The sequence below is a fragment of the Paenibacillus sp. oral taxon 786 str. D14 genome (assembly GCF_000159955.1).
In the GTDB taxonomy this organism is placed as follows: domain Bacteria; phylum Bacillota; class Bacilli; order Paenibacillales; family Paenibacillaceae; genus Fontibacillus; species Fontibacillus phoenicis.
In genome coordinates this window covers 78866-98272 of the sequence record NZ_GG695987.1, presented here as the reverse complement: position 1 = coordinate 98272, position 19407 = coordinate 78866, and the positions used below count along the sequence as shown (strand labels likewise).

18 protein-coding genes and 2 pseudogenes are annotated in these 19407 nt (G+C 53.8%); 6 read left to right on the top strand and 14 right to left on the bottom strand.

Annotation, left to right across the window (positions count from 1 at the left end):
- Positions 1-83: 83 nt before the first annotated feature.
- The 10 genes from POTG_RS18060 to POTG_RS18015 all read right to left on the bottom strand — a co-directional run bounded on the left by POTG_RS18060 (position 84) and on the right by POTG_RS18015 (position 9749).
- Positions 84-1172, bottom strand: coding sequence for a Gfo/Idh/MocA family protein (locus POTG_RS18060; protein WP_009226295.1), 1089 nt, complete (start codon positions 1170-1172; stop codon positions 84-86).
- Positions 1169-2203 (bottom strand): AraC family transcriptional regulator, encoded by a 1035-nt coding sequence (locus POTG_RS18055; protein WP_009226294.1) that lies wholly within the window; start codon positions 2201-2203, stop codon positions 1169-1171. Before POTG_RS18055 ends, POTG_RS18060 begins: the two co-directional genes overlap by 4 nt.
- A gap of 35 nt (positions 2204-2238) precedes the next feature.
- Complete coding sequence (locus POTG_RS18050) at positions 2239-3228, bottom strand: Gfo/Idh/MocA family protein (RefSeq protein ID WP_009226293.1); 990 nt, start codon at positions 3226-3228, stop codon at positions 2239-2241.
- A gap of 242 nt (positions 3229-3470) precedes the next feature.
- Positions 3471-5090 carry a chaperonin GroEL gene (gene groL, locus POTG_RS18045; RefSeq protein ID WP_009226292.1) on the bottom strand — a complete coding sequence of 540 codons (1620 nt, stop codon included), beginning with the start codon at positions 5088-5090 and terminating at the stop codon, positions 3471-3473.
- 57 nt (positions 5091-5147) lie between these two features.
- Complete coding sequence (groES, locus tag POTG_RS18040) at positions 5148-5429, bottom strand: co-chaperone GroES (RefSeq protein ID WP_016313170.1); 282 nt, start codon at positions 5427-5429, stop codon at positions 5148-5150.
- A gap of 1319 nt (positions 5430-6748) precedes the next feature.
- On the bottom strand, positions 6749-7507 hold the full coding sequence (gene tatC, locus POTG_RS18035; RefSeq protein ID WP_009226290.1) for a twin-arginine translocase subunit TatC: 759 nt from the start codon (positions 7505-7507) through the stop codon (positions 6749-6751).
- Between the two features lie 107 nt (positions 7508-7614).
- Positions 7615-7836: a twin-arginine translocase TatA/TatE family subunit gene (locus POTG_RS18030; protein ID WP_036646116.1), complete on the bottom strand. Its 222-nt coding sequence runs from the start codon at positions 7834-7836 to the stop codon at positions 7615-7617.
- A 164-nt stretch (positions 7837-8000) separates the two neighbouring features.
- Positions 8001-8486: a MogA/MoaB family molybdenum cofactor biosynthesis protein gene (locus POTG_RS18025; RefSeq protein ID WP_009226288.1), complete on the bottom strand. Its 486-nt coding sequence runs from the start codon at positions 8484-8486 to the stop codon at positions 8001-8003.
- Positions 8487-8620: 134 nt separating this feature from the next.
- The gene (gene moaC / locus POTG_RS18020; protein ID WP_009226287.1) at positions 8621-9085 is read right to left on the bottom strand and encodes a cyclic pyranopterin monophosphate synthase MoaC; all 465 of its coding nucleotides are present in this window, start codon (positions 9083-9085) and stop codon (positions 8621-8623) included.
- On the bottom strand, positions 9072-9749 hold the full coding sequence (locus POTG_RS18015) for a 5-formyltetrahydrofolate cyclo-ligase (RefSeq protein ID WP_009226286.1): 678 nt from the start codon (positions 9747-9749) through the stop codon (positions 9072-9074). The genes moaC and POTG_RS18015 overlap by 14 nt, the downstream gene beginning before the upstream one ends.
- 264 nt (positions 9750-10013) lie before the next feature.
- Here POTG_RS18015 and POTG_RS18010 point away from each other — a divergent pair, with 264 nt between their 5' ends.
- The 4 genes from POTG_RS18010 (at position 10014) to POTG_RS17995 (ending at position 14921) form a co-directional block, all read left to right on the top strand.
- Entirely contained in the window at positions 10014-11981 is a 1968-nt protein-coding gene (locus POTG_RS18010) for an ABC-F family ATP-binding cassette domain-containing protein (protein WP_009226285.1), read from the top strand.
- Between the two features lie 548 nt (positions 11982-12529).
- Complete coding sequence (locus POTG_RS18005; protein ID WP_009226284.1) at positions 12530-13411, top strand: hypothetical protein; 882 nt, start codon at positions 12530-12532, stop codon at positions 13409-13411.
- A gap of 164 nt (positions 13412-13575) precedes the next feature.
- Entirely contained in the window at positions 13576-14520 is a 945-nt protein-coding gene (cysK, locus tag POTG_RS18000; protein WP_009226283.1) for a cysteine synthase A, read from the top strand.
- 50 nt (positions 14521-14570) lie between these two features.
- Positions 14571-14921: a rhodanese-like domain-containing protein gene (locus POTG_RS17995; protein WP_036646112.1), complete on the top strand. Its 351-nt coding sequence runs from the start codon at positions 14571-14573 to the stop codon at positions 14919-14921.
- A gap of 199 nt (positions 14922-15120) precedes the next feature.
- On the opposite strand, the pseudogene POTG_RS24460 reads toward POTG_RS17995, so the two are convergent.
- The 4 genes and pseudogenes from POTG_RS24460 to POTG_RS17980 form a co-directional block, all read right to left on the bottom strand.
- Positions 15121-15207 (bottom strand): annotated as a pseudogene (locus POTG_RS24460) (NAD(P)H-dependent oxidoreductase); the annotation flags it as partial.
- 5 nt (positions 15208-15212) lie between these two features.
- The gene (locus POTG_RS17990; RefSeq protein ID WP_036646140.1) at positions 15213-16019 is read right to left on the bottom strand and encodes an aminoglycoside N(3)-acetyltransferase; all 807 of its coding nucleotides are present in this window, start codon (positions 16017-16019) and stop codon (positions 15213-15215) included.
- Between the two features lie 38 nt (positions 16020-16057).
- Positions 16058-16286: pseudogene (locus POTG_RS17985) on the bottom strand (pyridoxamine 5'-phosphate oxidase family protein); the annotation flags it as partial.
- A 291-nt stretch (positions 16287-16577) separates the two neighbouring features.
- A complete protein-coding gene (locus tag POTG_RS17980) occupies positions 16578-17672 on the bottom strand; it encodes a ParM/StbA family protein (protein WP_157273502.1) in 1095 nt (364 codons plus the stop codon).
- A 220-nt stretch (positions 17673-17892) separates the two neighbouring features.
- Between POTG_RS17980 and POTG_RS17975 the strand changes: the two genes are divergently transcribed.
- Together POTG_RS17975 and POTG_RS17970 are read left to right on the top strand one after the other, a co-directional pair.
- On the top strand, positions 17893-18912 hold the full coding sequence (locus tag POTG_RS17975; RefSeq protein ID WP_036646110.1) for a M23 family metallopeptidase: 1020 nt from the start codon (positions 17893-17895) through the stop codon (positions 18910-18912).
- A 3-nt stretch (positions 18913-18915) separates the two neighbouring features.
- Complete coding sequence (locus POTG_RS17970; RefSeq protein ID WP_009226277.1) at positions 18916-19395, top strand: bactofilin family protein; 480 nt, start codon at positions 18916-18918, stop codon at positions 19393-19395.
- Positions 19396-19407 lie beyond the last annotated feature (12 nt).

Genomic DNA, 19407 nt, shown 5'->3' with positions numbered 1-19407 from the left:
TCGCCATGCGTGGCACACTAACATAAACAGCCCCTGCCAAGAAGCGCAGGGACTGTTGAGATATGCTTTATATCGATGATAGATTAATCATTTCGCGGCAGTTCTACAGACACCTCGCGGCCCAATTCAGCGGAACGCAGCACGCCGTCGATAATCGCCTGTTGGATCAAAATTTGCTCGCCGGGGATCGGCGCAGGACGACCGTCGCGAACCGCTTCTGCGAAGTCTCGGACCTTCTCGTCGAACAGGTTCAATTTGTGCTCGATGAGTGGAATCGGGGTCTGGGTGTTACGTCCGTATTCGTCGTGGTACAGCGTAACTGAACCTACCGAGCCGTCCCATACGCCGGACCATGGACCGCTGCCTGCCGGCGTGATTTTGAGCCCCGCATCGGTACCAAGGAACATCGTTGCGCCTAACGTGTCCATGTGCATCGCCCAAGAGATTTTGAACTGCAACACAAGATCGTTCTCGAAGCGAACCATCGCCACGCCAAAGTCCTCTACCTCGAATCTGGACGCTTCAGGATGATAGAGCGGGTTACGGCCAAAATGGTTCGACGTAAAAGCAGATACCGAAAGCGGACGAGGATACCCCAGCGTATTCAGCGCCATGTCCAGCGAATAGCAGCCGATGTCTGCCATCGCCCCGGCTCCCGCCAGCTTCTTGCTGATAAACGTGCCTCCCGGCATGCCACGCCGACGGCCGCCGCCCGTCTCGGCGTAGTAGACCTTGCCTAAACGCCCGGATTGCACAATTTCCTGCAGCAGCTTCATATTCGGGTCATAGCGGGGCTGGAACCCGATGGACAACATGTTGCCGGTGTCGCGCGCAACCTGGGTCATTTCCAGCGCCTCCGCCAACGTGACGGACATCGGCTTCTCCAGCAGCACTTGCTTGCCCGCCTTCAGCGAATCGACCGTTGTCTCATGGTGCGAGACGTTTGGCGTACAGATGCTGACGGCATCCAACTCTTGCTCGAGCAGCTTGCGATGGCCGTCATAGGCTGCTGCGCCAACCAATTGCAGCGCCTCCACGAAATCCGCGGCTTTGCCCGGAATCACGTCGGCGACTGCCACGATCTCTACGAACGGAAGCTTCCGGTAAGCCGCTACGTGGGCTTTGGCAATTCCGCCACTTCCAATAATGCCGATACGCAATTGTTTACTCATATGCTCGCTTCCTTCTCTCGTTTGGAATGGGGCGCCGAATGCTCGCCCGCATGCATTTTGCGGTACGCGCTTGGCGTCACTTCGTACTTGCTCTTGAACACCGGATACAGATAATTGGGATTCGCGAAACCGTGGGCAATGGCGATCTCCTCAATCGCTTTGTCTGTCAGGAGCAGGTCCGAACAGATCGCGGTCAGCCGCGTATGCTCCAAATAATCGCGGAACGTCGTCCGCCCTTCACTGCGGAAGATCCGCTGAAGCTGCCGGGGACTGATCCCGATTGCCTCCGCAACCTGCTCCAGCGAGATCGGCATGCTCTCGTTGTCCTGAATGTATTGCGTGGCCAACTTGTAGCGATGGAAGCTCATATCCCGTTCTGGAATTCCCCTTCTGTCGTCGGCCCGGTCCAGCACGCGAACGGTGCGCAGCAAAATCTGCACGATTTCCTGCTTCAGCAGCGTGTAGAAGCCGATCGGCTGCTCCTCCAAAATACGGTACGCCTCCAGAAAACCGCTCATCGCATGGAACCGGTCAACGACCGGTGCGATGGGCAAACGATCCAACGAGGTGATGCACTCCTCCGCCTCCGCTGCCTCCAACTCGTCTCCCCAGCCGCCGGGCTGGGCGTCCGCCTCCAGCGGCTCGATCTCCAAATGAAGACAAAGCTCATACATCGGATCTTCCGGGTCCGATTCCTGGTAATGCACCAGATCCGGTCCGGTCAAATAGAATAGCCCCTCGTGGAGATCATAAGTCTGGTCAACGAGAATCACTTTGCCCTTGCCTTTCGGAATATAATGGAATTCATAGCCCGAGTGCTTATGAAATTGAATGATATGTCCAGGAGGAAACGAGGCCAGATGGCAGCGCAGCACGCGAATTCCGTAACCACCCCAGCGGAATTGCAGCTCCAGCCGGTCGAGTGCATCCTGCCTTTCCGCCATTCTGGCGTACGGAAAAGGACTTGCGCTCCCCGCCGCTTTACGGTCAACCGGCTTCTTCCCTGTCGATTCGCGATGATCTGCCCGCATCTTGATCCCTCTTTTCCTTCGATGATAATCCGTTATTATTCCGCCAGCTCGTCGATCCGGATCGGGCGGCCTTCCGCCACTGAGCGATTCGCAGCTTCCATGAGTTTGGTCAGATCGACAGCCGCTGCGATGTTTTCCGTCGCCTCGGTGCCTTGCTTGATATGTTCCACCCATTGGCTGAACGCATAAGGTAATCGGTCCTCCAGCGCCAGCTTCTCCCATTGTCCGCTCCCGCCGTTGTAACGAACGACAGGAACCTCATCCGGGAACCCGTACAGCAGCGTGCCTTCCGTTCCGTGAAGCTCGATGGAGAACGGCGAGTGGCTGTTCACGAAGCCCGCTTCGGCGATGCCAAGCGCGCCTTCCGCATAACGCAGGATGGCTACGGCATTGTCTTCGACTTCCTTGCCCGTCACATAACCGAAATTCGCACTTACACTTTCGGGCATACCCAAAAAACGCCGTACCAGGTACATCGGATGGCAACCCAAGTCAATGAGGGCGCCGCCGCCGCACTGCTCCTTCGAGAAGAAGTGCTCGGGCAGCCAGTTCGCGGTCGCGCCGTTATGCGACAGCCGCACCCGCGCCATGGTTAGCTTGCCGAGCTTGCCGCCTTGAAGCACGCGGTCAATCGTCTGCGTATAGCCGTCGTACAGGCGCGGCAGGGAAACCATCAGCTTCACCCCTGCTTTTCGAACCGCAGCAAGAATGTCCGATACTTCCTTCGCCGTAGGAGCGATCACTTTCTCCGTGAAAATATGCTTGCCCACCTCCGCCGCCTTCACCATGACCTCGCGATGCATATTCGTTGGTGCATCCACGATGACCGCATCGATGTCATCCTGCGCGAGCATCTCATCCAGCGAGGCATAATACGGTACTCCGTACTGCGCCGCTTTGGCCTGCCCGCGTTCGGGAAGTTCATCCCAGATCGCGGCCAGCTCCGTCTCGGGATGCTCTAGTGCCTGCTTCGTGTAATCTTCTGCATGAACATGCCAATAGCTGATTTTGCCAATGCGAATCATTCGTTAGTAAGCCTCCTTGGTATTTGACTTAAAATATACGACAACATACACAGATTACACAACTTTTATAGCCATTATAATGAGCTTTCGTGCCATTTGAACTACAAATTGACGACATGAGGATATTGGTGGATTCGCTCCTGCTCTAATCTACACTGAGTGTTCATTTGCATATAATAATGAAAAAAGAAAAGAGGCCTCCCAAAAGAGAGACCTCTATAGGTTAGGCTTTACAGCCTATCTTACATCATGCCGCCCATTCCGCCCATGTCTGGACCAGCTGGTTTTTCTGGTTCTGGTTTGTCAGCGATCACCGCTTCAGTTGTCAGGAACAGGCCTGCAACGGAAGCTGCGTGTTGCAATGCGGAACGAGTAACTTTCGCAGGGTCAACGATACCTGCTTCGATCATGTTCACCCATTCGCCAGTAGCCGCGTTGTAGCCGATGCCGACTGGTTCTTTCTTCAGGCGATCCACGATAACGGAGCCTTCTTCGCCAGCGTTTGCAGCGATCGTACGAACTGGCTCTTCCAGAGCGCGAAGCACGATGTTAACGCCCGTTTTTTCGTCGCCAGTTGCTTCAACCGCAGCTACTGCATTGTATACGTTCACGAGGGCTACGCCACCGCCGGAAACGATACCTTCTTCAACAGCTGCACGCGTAGCGTTCAGTGCGTCTTCGATACGCAGTTTGCGTTCTTTCAGTTCAGTTTCCGTAGCTGCACCAACTTTGATAACGGCTACGCCGCCAGCCAGTTTAGCCAGACGTTCTTGCAGTTTTTCTTTGTCGAACTCGGAAGTGGTTTCTTCCAGTTGCGCACGGATTTGGTTGACGCGAGCTTGGATGTCGGCTTTGTCGCCGCTGCCGTCCACGATCGTCGTATTTTCTTTCGTAACGATAACTTGACGTGCGTTACCCAGTTGCTCAATCGTCGTGCTCTTCAGATCCAGACCCAGTTTCTCCGTGATCACTTGGGCACCAGTCAGAGCAGCGATATCTTGCAACATCGCTTCGCGACGGTCGCCGAAGCCAGGAGCTTTAACAGCTACCGCGCTGAACGTACCGCGCAGTTTGTTCACGATCAGCATGGCTTGAGCTTCGCCTTCGATGTCCTCAGCAATGATGAGCAGCGGTCTGGATTGTTGTACGATTTTCTCCAGAATTGGCAAGATTTCTTGCGTGCTGCTGATCTTCTTGTCGGTGATCAGGATGTATGGATTTTCAAGTACGGCTTCCATTTTGTCCGTATCCGTAATCATGTAAGGAGATACATAACCGCGGTCAAATTGCATCCCTTCAACCACTTCAAGCTCGGTTGCGAACCCACGGGATTCTTCAACCGTGATTACGCCGTCTTTACCTACTTTCTCCATGGCTTCAGCGATCAGTTCGCCAACTTCTTCGTCAGCAGCGGAGATTGCAGCAACTTGAGCAATCGATTGTTTGCCTTCGATCGTTTTGGAGATCTTCTTCAGTTCTTCGACTGCAGCGCGAACCGCTTTGTCGATCCCTTTACGCAGGCCGATTGGGCTAGCGCCGGCAGTAACGTTCTTCAGACCTTCACGGATCAGCGCTTGCGCCAGAACCGTTGCCGTTGTCGTACCGTCACCGGCTACGTCATTTGTTTTCGTCGCAACTTCTTTGACGAGCTGAGCGCCCATGTTTTCGAAGGCGTTGTCCAGTTCGATTTCTTTTGCGATCGTTACGCCGTCATTGGTGATGAGCGGGCTGCCGAATTTCTTTTCCAGCACAACGTTGCGGCCTTTCGGACCGAGCGTTACTTTTACTGCGTTTGCCAAAGCGTCAACCCCACGGAGCATCGCGTGGCGGGCGTCTTCACTGAATTTAATCTCTTTTGCCATTGTTCAATTACCTCCCATATAGTTGTGTAGATATTCGTTCGGATACGAATCGGCGGATTAGCCGATGATCGCGTGGATGTCGCTTTCTTTCATAATCAAATATTCTTTGCCTTCATATTTCACTTCAGTGCCAGCATATTTGGAGAAAATAACGCGGTCACCTTCTTTAACCTCCAACGGAACGCGGACGCCATCTTTCAAAGTTCCGCTGCCAACGGCGATGACTTTACCTTCCTGCGGTTTTTCTTTGGCTGTGTCTGGAAGCACGATGCCAAATGCCGTTGTCTCCTCTTGCTCGATCGGTTGCACGAGAACGCGTTCACCTAAAGGTTTGATCATGAAAAAACAGCCTCCTTTTAAATATGTGGTGTTATGTGTAGATGTTGTTATATATGTTAGCACTCAATCATCCTAAGTGCTAACAACCACTTTTATATTACTCAAGTTGCGAATAGATTTCAAGTTCCTTTGTACAAATTTTTTTCTTTGTTTCATGGGATGAAGTGCGCGCCTTCCTCATTGTATCCTTGAGCTTGGATAAATATTCCGAAGGAATGGACGAGCATGGCCCGCAGGATTACGGCGGCCTGGTGCCGGGGCTTGGGGCCGCATAAAAAGTGGGGAAGTCGCCGAGCAGCGTTTACGTCCGCCTTTGGGAGTTTGGGCGGCGAAAAGGTCGAGTTTGTAGCCCCCATAAGCGTTAGATTCACAACGCCCCCGTTTTGGGCCCAATAGCGTTGCTGGCAAGCGTTAGAGCGCAGGTTCGCTGTTGCTGCAGGTGTCTCGGCTGTCGCTGCTATTTGTTGCTGTTACTACTGTTGCTACTGTTGTTGCTGTTATTGTCACAGTCATAGTCACTGTCACTGCCAATACTCACTGCCACTGCCACAGTCACTTCTGTCACTATTCCTGCAGTTCTTCTGTTGTTGTTCCGCAAGTGACTCTGGGGTCGCTAATTTAGTTACTCCGCGAGTTCCCTGTTGCCAACTATTGACGCTGCCGTCGCGCAAGTTACTTTTACTGTTCTAGTTGCGCCTAACTGCGCTTACCCGCACCCGCCGGGCGCCGTGATCTGTTCCGGCTAACGCTTGCCACAGCGCTTATTCGGGCCAAATGAGGGGGATTTCTTTTCTAACGCTTGCCAGCGAGCTTATTTACTCCAAAGAACCCCGTTTCGAGGGTGAAACAGGCAAATAAGCTCGCTCATAAGCGTTAGATTCTCATCGCCCCCGTTTTGGGCCCAATAGCGTTGCTGGCAAGCGTTAGAGCGCAGGCTCGCCTCAACGGTGTTCGCCGGAGCCCATCAACGCACACAAGTTCCCTCACCGAGTCAGCGACCCCCTCACCGCGAGATCGACTCGCTCACATGGCAGTGGCTCGCTCAAGTTACAGTGGCTTGCTCACGTGACAGCACTCGCTCACCGCAACAGCAAACCCGCACCGGGACTGACATGACTTTGTAACGCGTTTTATTGCAACGCTAGTGCTTTGGGAGCCATTTGCTACCACCTTCTCTTCGCTCCAATCAGGGCAAAGAGCGGACAACAGCGGCTGAGCGGCGACTCCACCTCTACAACTGCGGCCCACACGAACCCCAGCGCCAAAGCCCCCAGCGGGCAAAAGAAAAACGCGCCCCACTTACGCAAAGGCGCGTTCTTTCATTTATACATTTCCGCCCGTACCGCATCCACCGCCTGCTGCTTCGCATAAACCCGCTTGGACAAGAGCACGCTCAGCTCGTAAAGCAGAATGAGCGGGATCAGCACCAGGAAGGCGGAGAACAAGTCCGCCGGCGTGATCATCACCGAGATGACCACCAGCGCGAAATACGCGACCCGGCGCATCTTCTTCAGCCGAAGCGGCGTTAAGATTCGCAGCTGCGTTAGAAACAAAATGATCAACGGCAGCTCGAACAACAACGAAATCGGCAACACGATGTTGGTCAGAAATTTGAAATAGTCAGCCATTCCGTAGGTCTCGACGAGTCCCAGCTCCTTGTTCAGCGAACCGGTAAACGTCATCGCCAGCGGGAACACCACGTAATAACCAAAGGCTAGGCCCGCCAGGAAAAAGACGAACACATAAGGGATGTACTTCGCGGTCGCTCTGCGTTCCTGGGGCTTCAGGCCAGGGCTGACAAACGCCCACACCTGGTATAACGTAAAGGGCAGCGTGATCCCAAATGCAACCAGCATCGCAATTTTCATATACACGCCAACGCCGTCCCAGAACGAAAAAGCGTTTAATTCGATGGTCACGCCGGATATGGCGTTTCTCGTCAAAAAGTGGTAGATCGGATCGACGACGAAAAATGCCGCCACCAGCACCACGACAAACACGATGCAAACCGCTACCAATCGCCGACGCAGTTCTGTCAAATGATCTACGAGACTTTGCGCTTTGTCTTTCTCCGACATCTCAGGTTCTCCTTTCCCCGCCGTGCTTCCCGTCCCATCTCAAGCAAAATCCCTCCGCTAAGGAAGGGATCAAGGTTACGCCTATGCAACTGACTTGCTGCTCCCGGTTATTCGGGAAGACGGCGGTCGTCCGGTTTGGGGCCCTCTGCCTGCGGTTGCGGTGCGGGTTCCGCTCTTCTGGCTTCCGGCTGATCATCCACAATATCCCGGGTCGCCTCTTTGAATTCACGGAACGTGCGTCCAACCGCCCGCCCCAGATCAGGTAATTTATTTGGACCAAATAGCAGCAACGCCGCGATCACAATCAACAAAAATCCGCCTGCGCTCATGGGTAATTCTCCTTTCGTTACGGCATAGAAATCGACAAGGTCTTCCGATAAAATCACTCGCCCACATCATACCATAACGAATATCACAGTTACAGTCTATTTCTTTAACAACTTCGCGAAGTAGTAGAAAAATAAAGCCCGTAAATGTGTAAACGAAAATCGAATTATAAACGGAATTGCCCCGTCACCATCAGCAACGCTTCCGGCAGTTGATCCATGATCGCTGCCAAATTTTCGTGCACGCCTTTGGGCGTTCCCGGCAAATTCACGATCAGCGTCCGTCCGCGAATGCCGACGATTCCCCGAAACAGCATCGCCGCAGGGTTCTTCTGCATCAACCGGTACCTCATGGCCTCCGCCATCCCGGGCACTTCACGTTCGATCACCCGCCTTGTGGCTTCCGGCGTCACGTCCCGAATCGCCAGCTCCGTCCCCCCCGTTGTCAGCACCAAATCAGCGTGAAAATAATCGGTCATTTCAATCAGTGCGGCGATAATTTCATCCGGTTCATCGGGGACGATCCGATATTCCACGATCTCGCCGCCCAATTCCTCCTCCACCAGCTCACGGATTACTTGGGCGCTCGTATCTTCACGTTCTCCCCTTGCTCCTTTGTCGCTGGCGGTAAGGATCGCTGTTTTCCAAACCATGAAGTCACCCTCCTCATCCATATAGGAACTCCCTTTGAAGTCCAACGTAATGCCGGATCATGTCGATTCATGCTGATTTCCAACTGCAAACTATCTTCTTTATCTATATCAAAATCCAGCAGCCGCCGCAAATATTACGAACGCACGTAATCCCCGCTTTTGCCGCCTGACTTCGAGCGCAGCAGCGTCGGACCGATGACCATGTCCTTTTGCATCGCTTTGCACATGTCATACACGGTCAGCGCCGCGGCAGACACTGCGGTGAGCGCCTCCATCTCCACGCCGGTTTTACCTTCCGTCTTCACCGTGGCTTCAATATACAGCTCGTCCCGGCCGTTATCGTCAAACGTAATGTTGACGCCGGTGAGCGCAAGCGGGTGACACATCGGAATCCAATCGGACGTCCGCTTGGCCCCTTGAATCCCCGCGACCTGGGCTACGGCCAGCACATCCCCTTTGCCGATCCGCCCTTCCTTAATTGCCTCGAGGGTTGATGGAAGCATGGAGATTTTCGTCTCCGCCACGGCTTCGCGGACGGTCGCCGATTTCCCGGAAATGTCCACCATGCGGGCGCGTCCTTGTTCATTAAAATGCGTCATGCCTTGCCCTGATTCCGAGTTTGCCAAGCTTATCACTACTTTCCTTCATATATATCGTTCCTTTTGCCGTAAACAGCAGATCCAAACGGAAGTCATGCGATTCCATCGGAATCGCCTCCGGCAGGATCAGCTCCTCCAAGGCGAGGGCGCCTAGGACGACCTGACTTAAGCCGCCGCTGCGACGGGACAATTCGTCGATCAGGCGATCGTAATACCCGCCGCCAAATCCAATGCGCCCCCCCTTCGGGTCAAAAGCCAGCCCCGGAACCACAATGACGTCGATCTCGGGGTAGCGCTCGGGAGGCCAAATGGCCGTATGCGCTGCCGGCTCCGGAATTCCCCAGGTGCCAGGTACTAAGTCAGCCATCCCCGTCAACTCATGCAAGGTTAGGCTCCGCTGTGCACCAATCTTCGGCACAAGCAACCGGTCCCCTTGGGCCTGGCAGCTGGCCAGTAAAGGCCGAGTATCCGGCTCATCCCGGAAAGAAACATAGCAGAACACGTTCAGCTTCCCGCCGCGCCGTGCCCGCAAGGGCTTTAGCACCTCCAGCTCCGCGATCCGGCTGGCAGCCAGTGATTGTTCTGACCGGGAAGCGTCCGGGATTTGAGCGCGAACCGCCAGCATTTGCTGGCGCAGCTCCTTTTTGGCATCCGCTGGCTCCATGTGTAACCTCCCTTTCCGTTCCCGGCTCACGTTAGCCGGCCCTCGTTCAAGAGGCTTGGACGAACCCGGCTGATCTCTTCCTTAGTGTATCATTGTTATATCAAAATGAAAACTAAAGCATCCACTTTGCAAAAGCTGAACTTTCAAGCAATCAGCGATGCATTTCGCGTTGGTTTCATGTACACTGAAGGTACGTGTTTCACCGAATCTGTTCTATTTATCATGCACAGACTGCAAATCTTTTTTTGGAGGATCGAAACCGTTATGCTGCTTCAAGCTTCGAACATTACGAAATTGTACGGCGTGACCCCCGTGCTGGAAGGCATTAACCTGCAGGTGCTCGAACGGGACCGGATCGGTCTCGTAGGCGTCAACGGCGCGGGCAAATCGACGTTTCTGCAAATTTTGGCGGGCGAACTCTCTTATGACGGAGGACAAATTTTCAAAGCCAAAGAGACAACGATCGGGTACTTGGCGCAAAACAGCGGATTGCAATCGGACCGCACCATCTGGGAAGAGATGCTGGCCGTGTTCGCCCCGCTGATCGAAACGGAACGCGAGCTGCGCCGGATGGAGGAGCAGATTGCCGATCCGGAACTGGCCCGGGATGAGAAAGCGCACCAGGAATTGCTCGACCGCTATGCGCTGAAATCCGATTGGTTCAAAGACCACGGCGGCTATGAAATGGAAACCCGCATCCGGATGGTGCTGCACGGCATGGGATTTGGCGATTTTGCGCCGGACACCCCTATCGCAACGTTAAGCGGCGGGCAGAAGACCCGGCTCGCTCTTGCCCGGATTTTGCTCCAAGCTCCTGACCTGCTAATGCTGGACGAACCAACCAACCATCTCGATATCGAAACGTTAACCTGGCTCGAGGATTATTTGCGCAATTATTCCGGCGCCCTGCTGGTCGTTTCGCATGACCGCTATTTCTTAGACCGGCTTGTCACGGCTATCGTAGAGATTGAACGCCATCAATCGCGCCGCTACACGGGCAACTACAGCCGGTATATCGAGCTGAAGGCGGCGGAATACGAAAGCCAGCTGAAGCAATATGAGAAACAGCAGGATGAAATCGCCCGGATGGAGGCATTTATTCAGAAGAACATCGTTCGGGCTTCCACAACGAAGCGGGCGCAAAGCCGGCGCAAAGCGTTGGAGAAGATGGAAATCCTGGACCGACCGCTCGGCGATCCGAAACGCGCAAGCTTCTCCTTCGAGGCCGAAGTGATGACCGGCAAGGAAGTGCTGCACGTCAACAGCCTGTCCTACGCGTTTGCGGACAAATCCAAACCGTTATTCCAAAACGTTAACTTCGACCTGTACCGCGGTGAAACGGTTGCCTTGATCGGACCTAACGGGATCGGGAAGTCGACTTTACTGAAAATCCTGACCGGCGAGTTGCAGCCAACGGATGGGACCATCACCTGGGGAGCTAAGGTCAAGATCGGTTATTACGACCAGGAACAAACGCATCTGAACCCGGCCAACACCGTGCTGGAGGAAGTGTGGGGCGCATTTCCCCACATCGAAGAAGCCCGGATTCGCAGCGTACTGGGCAATTTCCTGTTCAGCGGCGACGACGTGCTCAAGAAGGTAGCGGCGTTAAGCGGCGGTGAGAAAGCTCGGGTTGCGCTGGCCAAGCTGATGCTGTTAAAGGCCAACGTGCTGATCCTGGACGAACCGACCAACCATTTGGACCTATTCAGTAAGGAAGTGCTGGAGTCCGCATTAATCGAATACGACGGGACGCTGCTGTTCATTTCCCATGACCGTTACTTCCTGAACAAGATGGCCGAGCGGATTGTCGAACTGCATCCGAACGGTGCAGAACATTTCTTGGGTAATTATGATGATTATTTGGCAAAAAAACAGGAGCTTGCCGAACTCGCCGCCGATCAGACGAACGCCGGGACCGCGAAAGCATCCGTAAATTCCGCTCAAAAACAAGCCGAGCCGGAGGCACCTGCCGCCAAGTCCGGCGCCGCTTCCTATGAAGCCGATAAGCAGGCCAAACGGGAGGAGCGAAACCGCCAACGCCGCATCGAGCAGCTGGAGGCGCTGATCTCCAAGCTGGAGGAAGAAATCGCCGAGCTCGAAAACGAACTGGCCCTCCCCGAGGTGTATCAGGATTATACGGCGGTTCAAGAACGGCAAGACGGGATCGACCGTAGGAAAGAACAGCTCTCCTCCGCCTATGAAGAATGGGAAGCGCTGGCCGAGGGGTAAGGTCACAATTTTTTAAACAATTGTTCATTTTTTCTCGTTCAAGTTATTCACAACTTTATCCCCATTATGCAGAATCAACAAAACTTCAAGACGGCCCGCTGGGCCGTTTTTTCGCGGGGATATCGTCGTTTTTTGTCGCATGCTAGTTTTATCCACTAAATTATTCACAATATCCACAGTTTTCTGAAAACACAACAAATCATTTTCTGAAACCTGCTCAATTCACTGGTACACCAAGCTTTCATCCTTTTTTCACAAAGATAGCTAACAAGTTGTGGATAAGCTTGTCCACAACTTGACAAAACTTTCGTCTTAGGTCTATCTCCTCAACTTTCTCCAAGCTGATGTTTTGCTTCACAACCATCCCAAGCTTCTGATGCTTCCTTCCCATTTTTCTTCCATTTCGTGATGATCTCTCAGCTGCGCCTCTTGAAACCATTCGAAATGCCTATTGCCCTGCGTATTTTAAAATCTTTATGATCTCTAGTAGAGTTGCGGCCGAAAAAACACATTCGCCGTCAAATATTCACCGAAAAGGAGAGAATGGAATGAAATTTGTCAAATGCGCTTCAATCGCCGCACTGGGCGTCAGCCTCATCTTTGTGGGAGGATGCCAAATGCTTGGCACATCCAAAGGCGCTTCTTCCACGACTTCCCCTTTTACGGAATCCAAGCTGCCTGGCGGAGGTCTGGCCCTTCCGGAAAACGAACGGCTCCATCTGTCAACGAATAAGCAATGGATCGAAAGTGAAGGCCATCTGTCCGACCTGATCCGTCTGCAATGGACAGGAGACCGCGCCAAACCGGCAATCGCTTGGGCCGATGAGGAAGGCAAAGACAAAACGGCGATTATCTCGCATGATAAAGCGAACAATCCGGAACAACATGATCATAAGCATATTTCGATCGAAACCACGATGTCGCCGACTGGGGAATATAAGGATCAGCTGTTTACCCGCCTGGAAATCCCTTATGATACCGACGTCGCAGAGATTCGCACCCATTCGTCCAACTTCAACGTCATGGACGGCATTTTGCGGGTAGCTGGCGAAGGTAATCGGGATGTACAATTCGCCGTCACCGGCAAGGATAATGCCACGGCTCCGCTCTGGAGCCTGCGCGCCAACAGCGCTGAGCTCAGCGGCAACAACGCCGGAGCGGATTTTAACCTGATCCGTTATTCGGATAAAGGAGAAGCGATCGACAGTGCGCTTACGGTCAAACGCGAGAACGGCCAAGTTGGTATCGGCACAGAGGATCCGCAAAGTGCACTGGATATCCAGGGGGACGGCATCCGTATTCGCGAGTCCCGCACGCCGGCTTCCTCCAAGGCTCCAGGGAACCCCGGAGATATCGCCTGGGATGAGAACTATATTTACGTCTGCGTTGCGAAAGACACCTGGAAACGGACCGCTTTATCCACTTGGTAACGCAAAGGTCTGAAAATCCAGCTCGATCCTATTCTGCCGGGCCCCACGCGTTGGGTTGCCCGGCTTTATTCTGCTCTCCAAGGGGCGCTTGCTTGAAACCATAAGAGGTTCCCGAGTAGAATAATAAAATAACTTTAAATTTAAGAGAGAGGGGCCAAACCGCCATGACTCGTAAAACGGTCCGTAACGTCACCGACTTGATCGGCGAGACTCCGGTCGTCAAATTAAACCGGCTCGTCTCACCGCAGGATGCGGACGTATACGTCAAGCTGGAGTTTGCCAATCCAAGCGGAAGCGTCAAGGACCGGGCGGCTGCCCACATGCTCAGGACGGCCGAACAAGCAGGTCTGCTCACTCCCGGCGCCACGATCATCGAGCCGACCAGCGGGAATACGGGCATTGGGCTGGCTATGAACGCCGCAGCCAAAGGGTATCGGATCATTCTGGTCATGCCGGACAACATGACGAAGGAACGGATTCGCCTGCTGCAGGCTTACGGAGCTGAAGTCGTGTTGACGCCTGCAGCGCAGCGGATGCCCGGTGCGATCGCCAAAGCCAAAGAACTGCTGGCCCAAATCCCCGGCAGCTTTATGCCGCAGCAGTTCCAGAACCCTGCGAATCCGGAAATTCACCGGCTTACCACCGGGCCGGAGATCGTGCAGCAAATGGAAGGCCGGCTCGACGGGTTTGTCGCAACGGCTGGCACGGGCGGCACGATTACCGGGACCGGGGAATATTTGCGAAGTAAGATCCCAAACCTCCATATCACCGTTGTTGAGCCGCAAGGCTCGCCAGTGCTGTCCGGCGGAGAGCCGGGGCCGCACAAGCTGGTGGGAACCAGCCCCGGGTTTATCCCGCCGGTGCTGAATACCGCCATCTATGACGAGATCGTCCAAGTCAGCGATGAAGATGCACTGGAGACGACGCGGCGCTTGGCCGCTCGCGAGGGCATCTTAGTTGGGCCGTCGTCCGGAGCTTCGGTGTGGGCAGGAATCCAATTAGCCAGACGGTTAGGCCCTGGCAAACGCGTATTATGCATCGCACCGGATACCGGGGAGAGATACTTGAGCATGGGGATTTTTAACGAGCCGACAGGCGCCGAAGGTTAAACGAAAGAAGTAATCTACTATCCTACTCTATGGAAAAGAGGACTGATACCATGCCCCAAATGATCGGAGGCATCTCCCATATCGATAAGGACGAACTGCACGCCTTGCTTCAGGATCCCGCCAACGAAACGATCGTAATCGACGTGCGCGAGCCGTTTGAATACGAAGCCGGTCATATTCCCGGGATTCCATTAATCCCAATGGGTGAAATTCCGGACCGGCTGGATGAGCTCGATCCGAAGCAGGAATATGTGTTTGTGTGCCGCAGCGGTTCACGCAGCTACGAGGTAGCTCGTTACTTGCAGGCGCAGGGCTTTGAACGTGTTCACAATTTTCTGGGCGGGATGCTTGGTTGGGACCTTGAGGTCGAGTACGGATTCGACGAGGATGCAGCACGTTAACCGCAGAATCCAGCGGAACATCATCATCGAGCAATACAATAGGGACAGTCCCGAGAGAGCTTCCAAGCTCTACGAGGCTGTCCCTTTATTTTAGAATCAATGGACGAGTACGGCTCTTGGCGACCGGATAAATTCCACATCCTTTTCTGCTTCATGTGCCAGATCCGCCTCACTCGCATGTTTGACACTGTAAGCAACGAAAGCCGAAAGTCAGGACATCGTCAAACCACTTCTTCAGCAGAGGTGGGCAGCTATACCAATAAAATGGGAACTGGAACACAATCCGGTATCCTATGAAACCCGGTGGCGCTCCAACCATCCTACCGCATAATCTACCAATTCCCGTTGGGGCATCAGCAGCGCGGTGGCCCCGGCTACTTGTCCCTGCTTCACCAACCCGGTGTCCCGCGCAAAGTCGGCGCCCAGCCGCTCAAAATCCTCTGAATCGTACTCCAGCTCGGTAAATTCTACCCAACGTCTTTCCCCATTCACCAGCAACGGCGCCTTGGCCGTGTAGGTCTGCTTCCCTGGATAGTTCGCCCGGCACTCCGCCAAATGGATCGACGTATTGTTCTCGTGCCCTACTCCAAGCAGCAAAACCTCTCCGCGCAGCTCGTAAATCCGCGCGAGCGGCGAGCGCTCACCCAGCCCGAACTCCAAGCCGTGATCTGCCGTGATCTTCAGGGCCTCTCGGCCTCTGGCTGCAAACGACACCTGCGGATGACCGCTGCGAATCGTGCCCTTCTGCCGGCGAAACGTGTCTGGGATGACGCCCATATACCATAGCGGGGTCAGGTCAGGATCGTAGGCCGGCATCTGCTCGCGAATCGTATCCCACCACGCCTGAGGCACCGGCGGATTCTGCCAGCGGGCCGGATCCCCAAGGTCGCTCGAATGGGTTGGCATCACCAAGGTGCCTTGCTCGCCCAGCGCCGCCTCCAAAGCAAGGACGACCGCCGCAGGACCGCCGCACACCCACTTTCCTAACGCTTTAAACGAGGAATGGACGAGCAGCGTAACTCCTTCCTTCACGCCTAGAGCCCTCAAATCCGCCTGCATCGTCTCCACCGTGTACAATTCCCCTTGAATTTCCTCCATCATGTTTCATCTCTCCTATATTGCTCTACTCAGCGAACGACGACGGCAAGCCGTCCAGGCTGACGGGCTGCCGTTTCGTTCGCGCTGCCTGTCAAATCCAAGTAAGCAACCTCGTTAGGCAACAGAATCCGAAGCGCATCTTCCCCTTTGGGCGACAGATTAACATGCCCCTCGGCACTTAGCGGTGCTGAGACCACAAAAAAGAGATGCTGCCGGCGAATAAAACGCTTCATGCTCCGGCAACAACGAATCAAACATTTTCCCCATTGTGATCCCTCCATCAGGACTCTTGTGTATATCCAAACCAGCTTGCAGCTCATATTGAATGAGATGGGCTGGTTTCGCAGCTCTCGTCGACATCGGGACGATCCCGCGTCCACGGGGCAATCAGCCGACACGCGAATAAAGGTATTTTAGTAGCTCACGGCTCCCAGCCTCCTTCGGTTTTTCCTTATTATACCTGAAGGATTAAATTTAAAGAATATCACCGGTTCCAGGAGCTTCAAAACCAAAAAAAATCCGGCGGTACACACACCGCCGGGACAATGACTAGGAGTTTTACGCCGGGTTAGGTTGTTGCCCTGCCTTGTTCTTGGCCAGCTTCAAGTAACCCTGCACGTTCAGAATCTCGCTATTCTCTTCAAACCGCAAACGCATCGGGCCAGCCGCTTCGATCAGGTACGATTTCAGCGCTGCCGCGCCGCCGCCAAGCACGTAGAAGCATTCGATATCGGGGTATTTCTTCCACCGCTTGCGGATCAGATCGACCAGCTTCTGGGCCGCCCGGCTAAAATACATGTCAACAATTGGCCGGATGTCCGCTTGTCCTTCCCCTACTCTTTGGATGATGAACTCACGGTTGCGGATGCGCCCGATCAGCTTCGTACGGCTCGGGAAGCGATAACCGAACTGATCCTCAACATCGCGGATAATCGAATCCAGATATGTAGCGAGGCCAAACTGCTCACCGGTACTGAACTGATTATCGATATTCATCCGCTTCACCACCGGGAAATCGGTGGTCAAGGCGCCGATCTCGCAAATCCCGATGCAGCCGTTATGCAGTTCTTCGTTCCGTACTTGTAGCGTATCGTTTGTGGCCAAATGGAACAGGGCAGCCGCCCCCTCGACCGAAACGATCGTACGGCGGATGTTAATGCGCACCGTACGCCCGCGCAGCTCCGGCGTAGACAGGAACGTCACTTCGTGCTCCCCGGTTAACCGCTCCTCGAACGCTTTGTGAAAGGCCACATAAGTGCGTACCGGCAACCCGGTACCAAGAATGTATTCCACCTCTTCGATCCCGGTTCCCGTGGTCGGATAGGTTTGTCCGGCAAGGGCCGCATAGGCTAACGCCGTCAGCGCCACGACCAGAGACTGATCGCTGGTCGCTTTGTTGTCCGTTTCCTCCAGTTCGGAGTTGTCCTGGTCCTCCATCGCTAATAGGCCTACGAAATACCGCTGGTTATTTCTCTTTAATTTAGGGCTATAGACTCGAACATCCAGCGCCTTCAGCGGAGAGTCCTCTTCTTGCAGCACATGTCTATCATATCCGGGAGAAACGATACTCGGAATAATGATCGGTCGTTGCGAACCGTCAACTACTACCTTAACGCTGTCATTGCCAACGTCGATTCCGGCAATTCTGATCATAATTACCTCCTCACATCTAGGAAATAAGACATTTCCAATCATTTCTCATTTCGCTTCCCTTCGACAAATTCCTGCTTTACCCGTGAAAATAGTTACAAAATTTTTTTAAATGAAAAAGGGATTTGCCACAATTTGCCGAAATAGTTGTATTGGCATTAGAAAGATATGATCTTGGTCCTACATAATGACAGGCTCAACTCAAGATGATCAGGAGGAAGAAATGAAGTTTCGATTCAAAAAAAACGTGAACCGGCGCTACACACTGCTCATTGTACCGGAAGGTACCAGCCCCGTGTTCCGTTTAAAATTTCGCTTTTTCTACTTATTGGCCATTCTGGTCGCTGCAGCTGCGCTGCTCACTTCGGTATTGGTCCTATATGCGATGAACCGCACCCACACGAACCGGATTGGGACGCTTGAAGCCCAGCTGTCGGATTCGTCGAACCAGTTCAGGAACACCGTCGTCAACAAGGAGCAGGAGATTGACCGGCTGTTAAATGAGCTGATGGAACTGTCGGAAAAATCGAAAACGATCGAATCGAAAATGAGCGAACTGGAGCAATTGGAAGCCGAGCTTCAATCGCTAACGAACGGTGGGGCCGGCAAAGCGAAGGACAAAACAGCAGCCGCTACCAGCACTCCGGCGAAGGCCTCCCTCGCTGACGAAGGCGGAGTTGGCGGAGAATCGATTCCGCTGACCGATCAGGACATCGCGAATTTGGTTCAGGAGACGAAGGAGAGCATTACTACCTCGCTGAAGGAGATGCCCGGTTTACAGCAGCGGCTGGAGCAGACCAAAGTGGCCGTCGAGGAATACAAGGCGCTGATGGCGATCTTGCCAACCTATTGGCCTACAGATTCCACCCGGGTCACCTCCGATTACGGTGAACGGGAAGATCCATTTACCGGGCGGTTAACGAAGCATGCCGGAATGGATATCGGGGGGAGCATCGGCGACCCCATTTATGCTGCAGCCAACGGCAAGGTCATCGAAACCGGACGCACCAGCGCTCGCGGCAACTATGTCACGATTTCCCATCCCTCGGGATTGAAAACGAACTATATGCATTTGAGCAAAATTTTGACCAAGGTTGGCGCCACCGTCAAACAAGGCGAGATCATTGCGGAGCTAGGCTCCACCGGCCGCAGCACCGGACCCCATCTGCACTTTGAGGTCGTCAAGAACGGCAGTACGGTCGATCCGGCCAATTACCTTAGAAAACCCGGAGAGGAAGAGTGATCCATGAAATTAAGGAATAATGCAAAATCCGTGAAGCTGGACCCGAACACGACAGATACTTTGATCGGGGAAGGCAGCATTTTTGAAGGAAAAATCCGCTCGGACGCCGGCGTGCGCATCGAAGGGCAAATCACCGGCGACATCGAATGCGAAGGCGATGTGACGGTTGGGGAGAAGGGCGTGGTCCATTCTAATATTTTGGCCCGCAATATCATCATCGCCGGCACCGTCAACGGCAACGTTCATGCGAAAAACAAGCTATCGATCACATCCAAAGGCAAGCTGTTCGGGAACATGGTCGCCTCTTCCCTTTCCATTGAAGAAGGCAGCGTGTTTGAAGGGACCAGTAAAATGGGCGGAGCGGACAAGGTCGACAACGAGGCATTGAAAGAAACTGCGGCTGCAGTTGCTGCTTCCGACATAACCCCTCCTGCCAAAAATAACGCCAAGCAGGAAAACGACGACGTTTATAAAACCTGGTGATACCAGGAATCG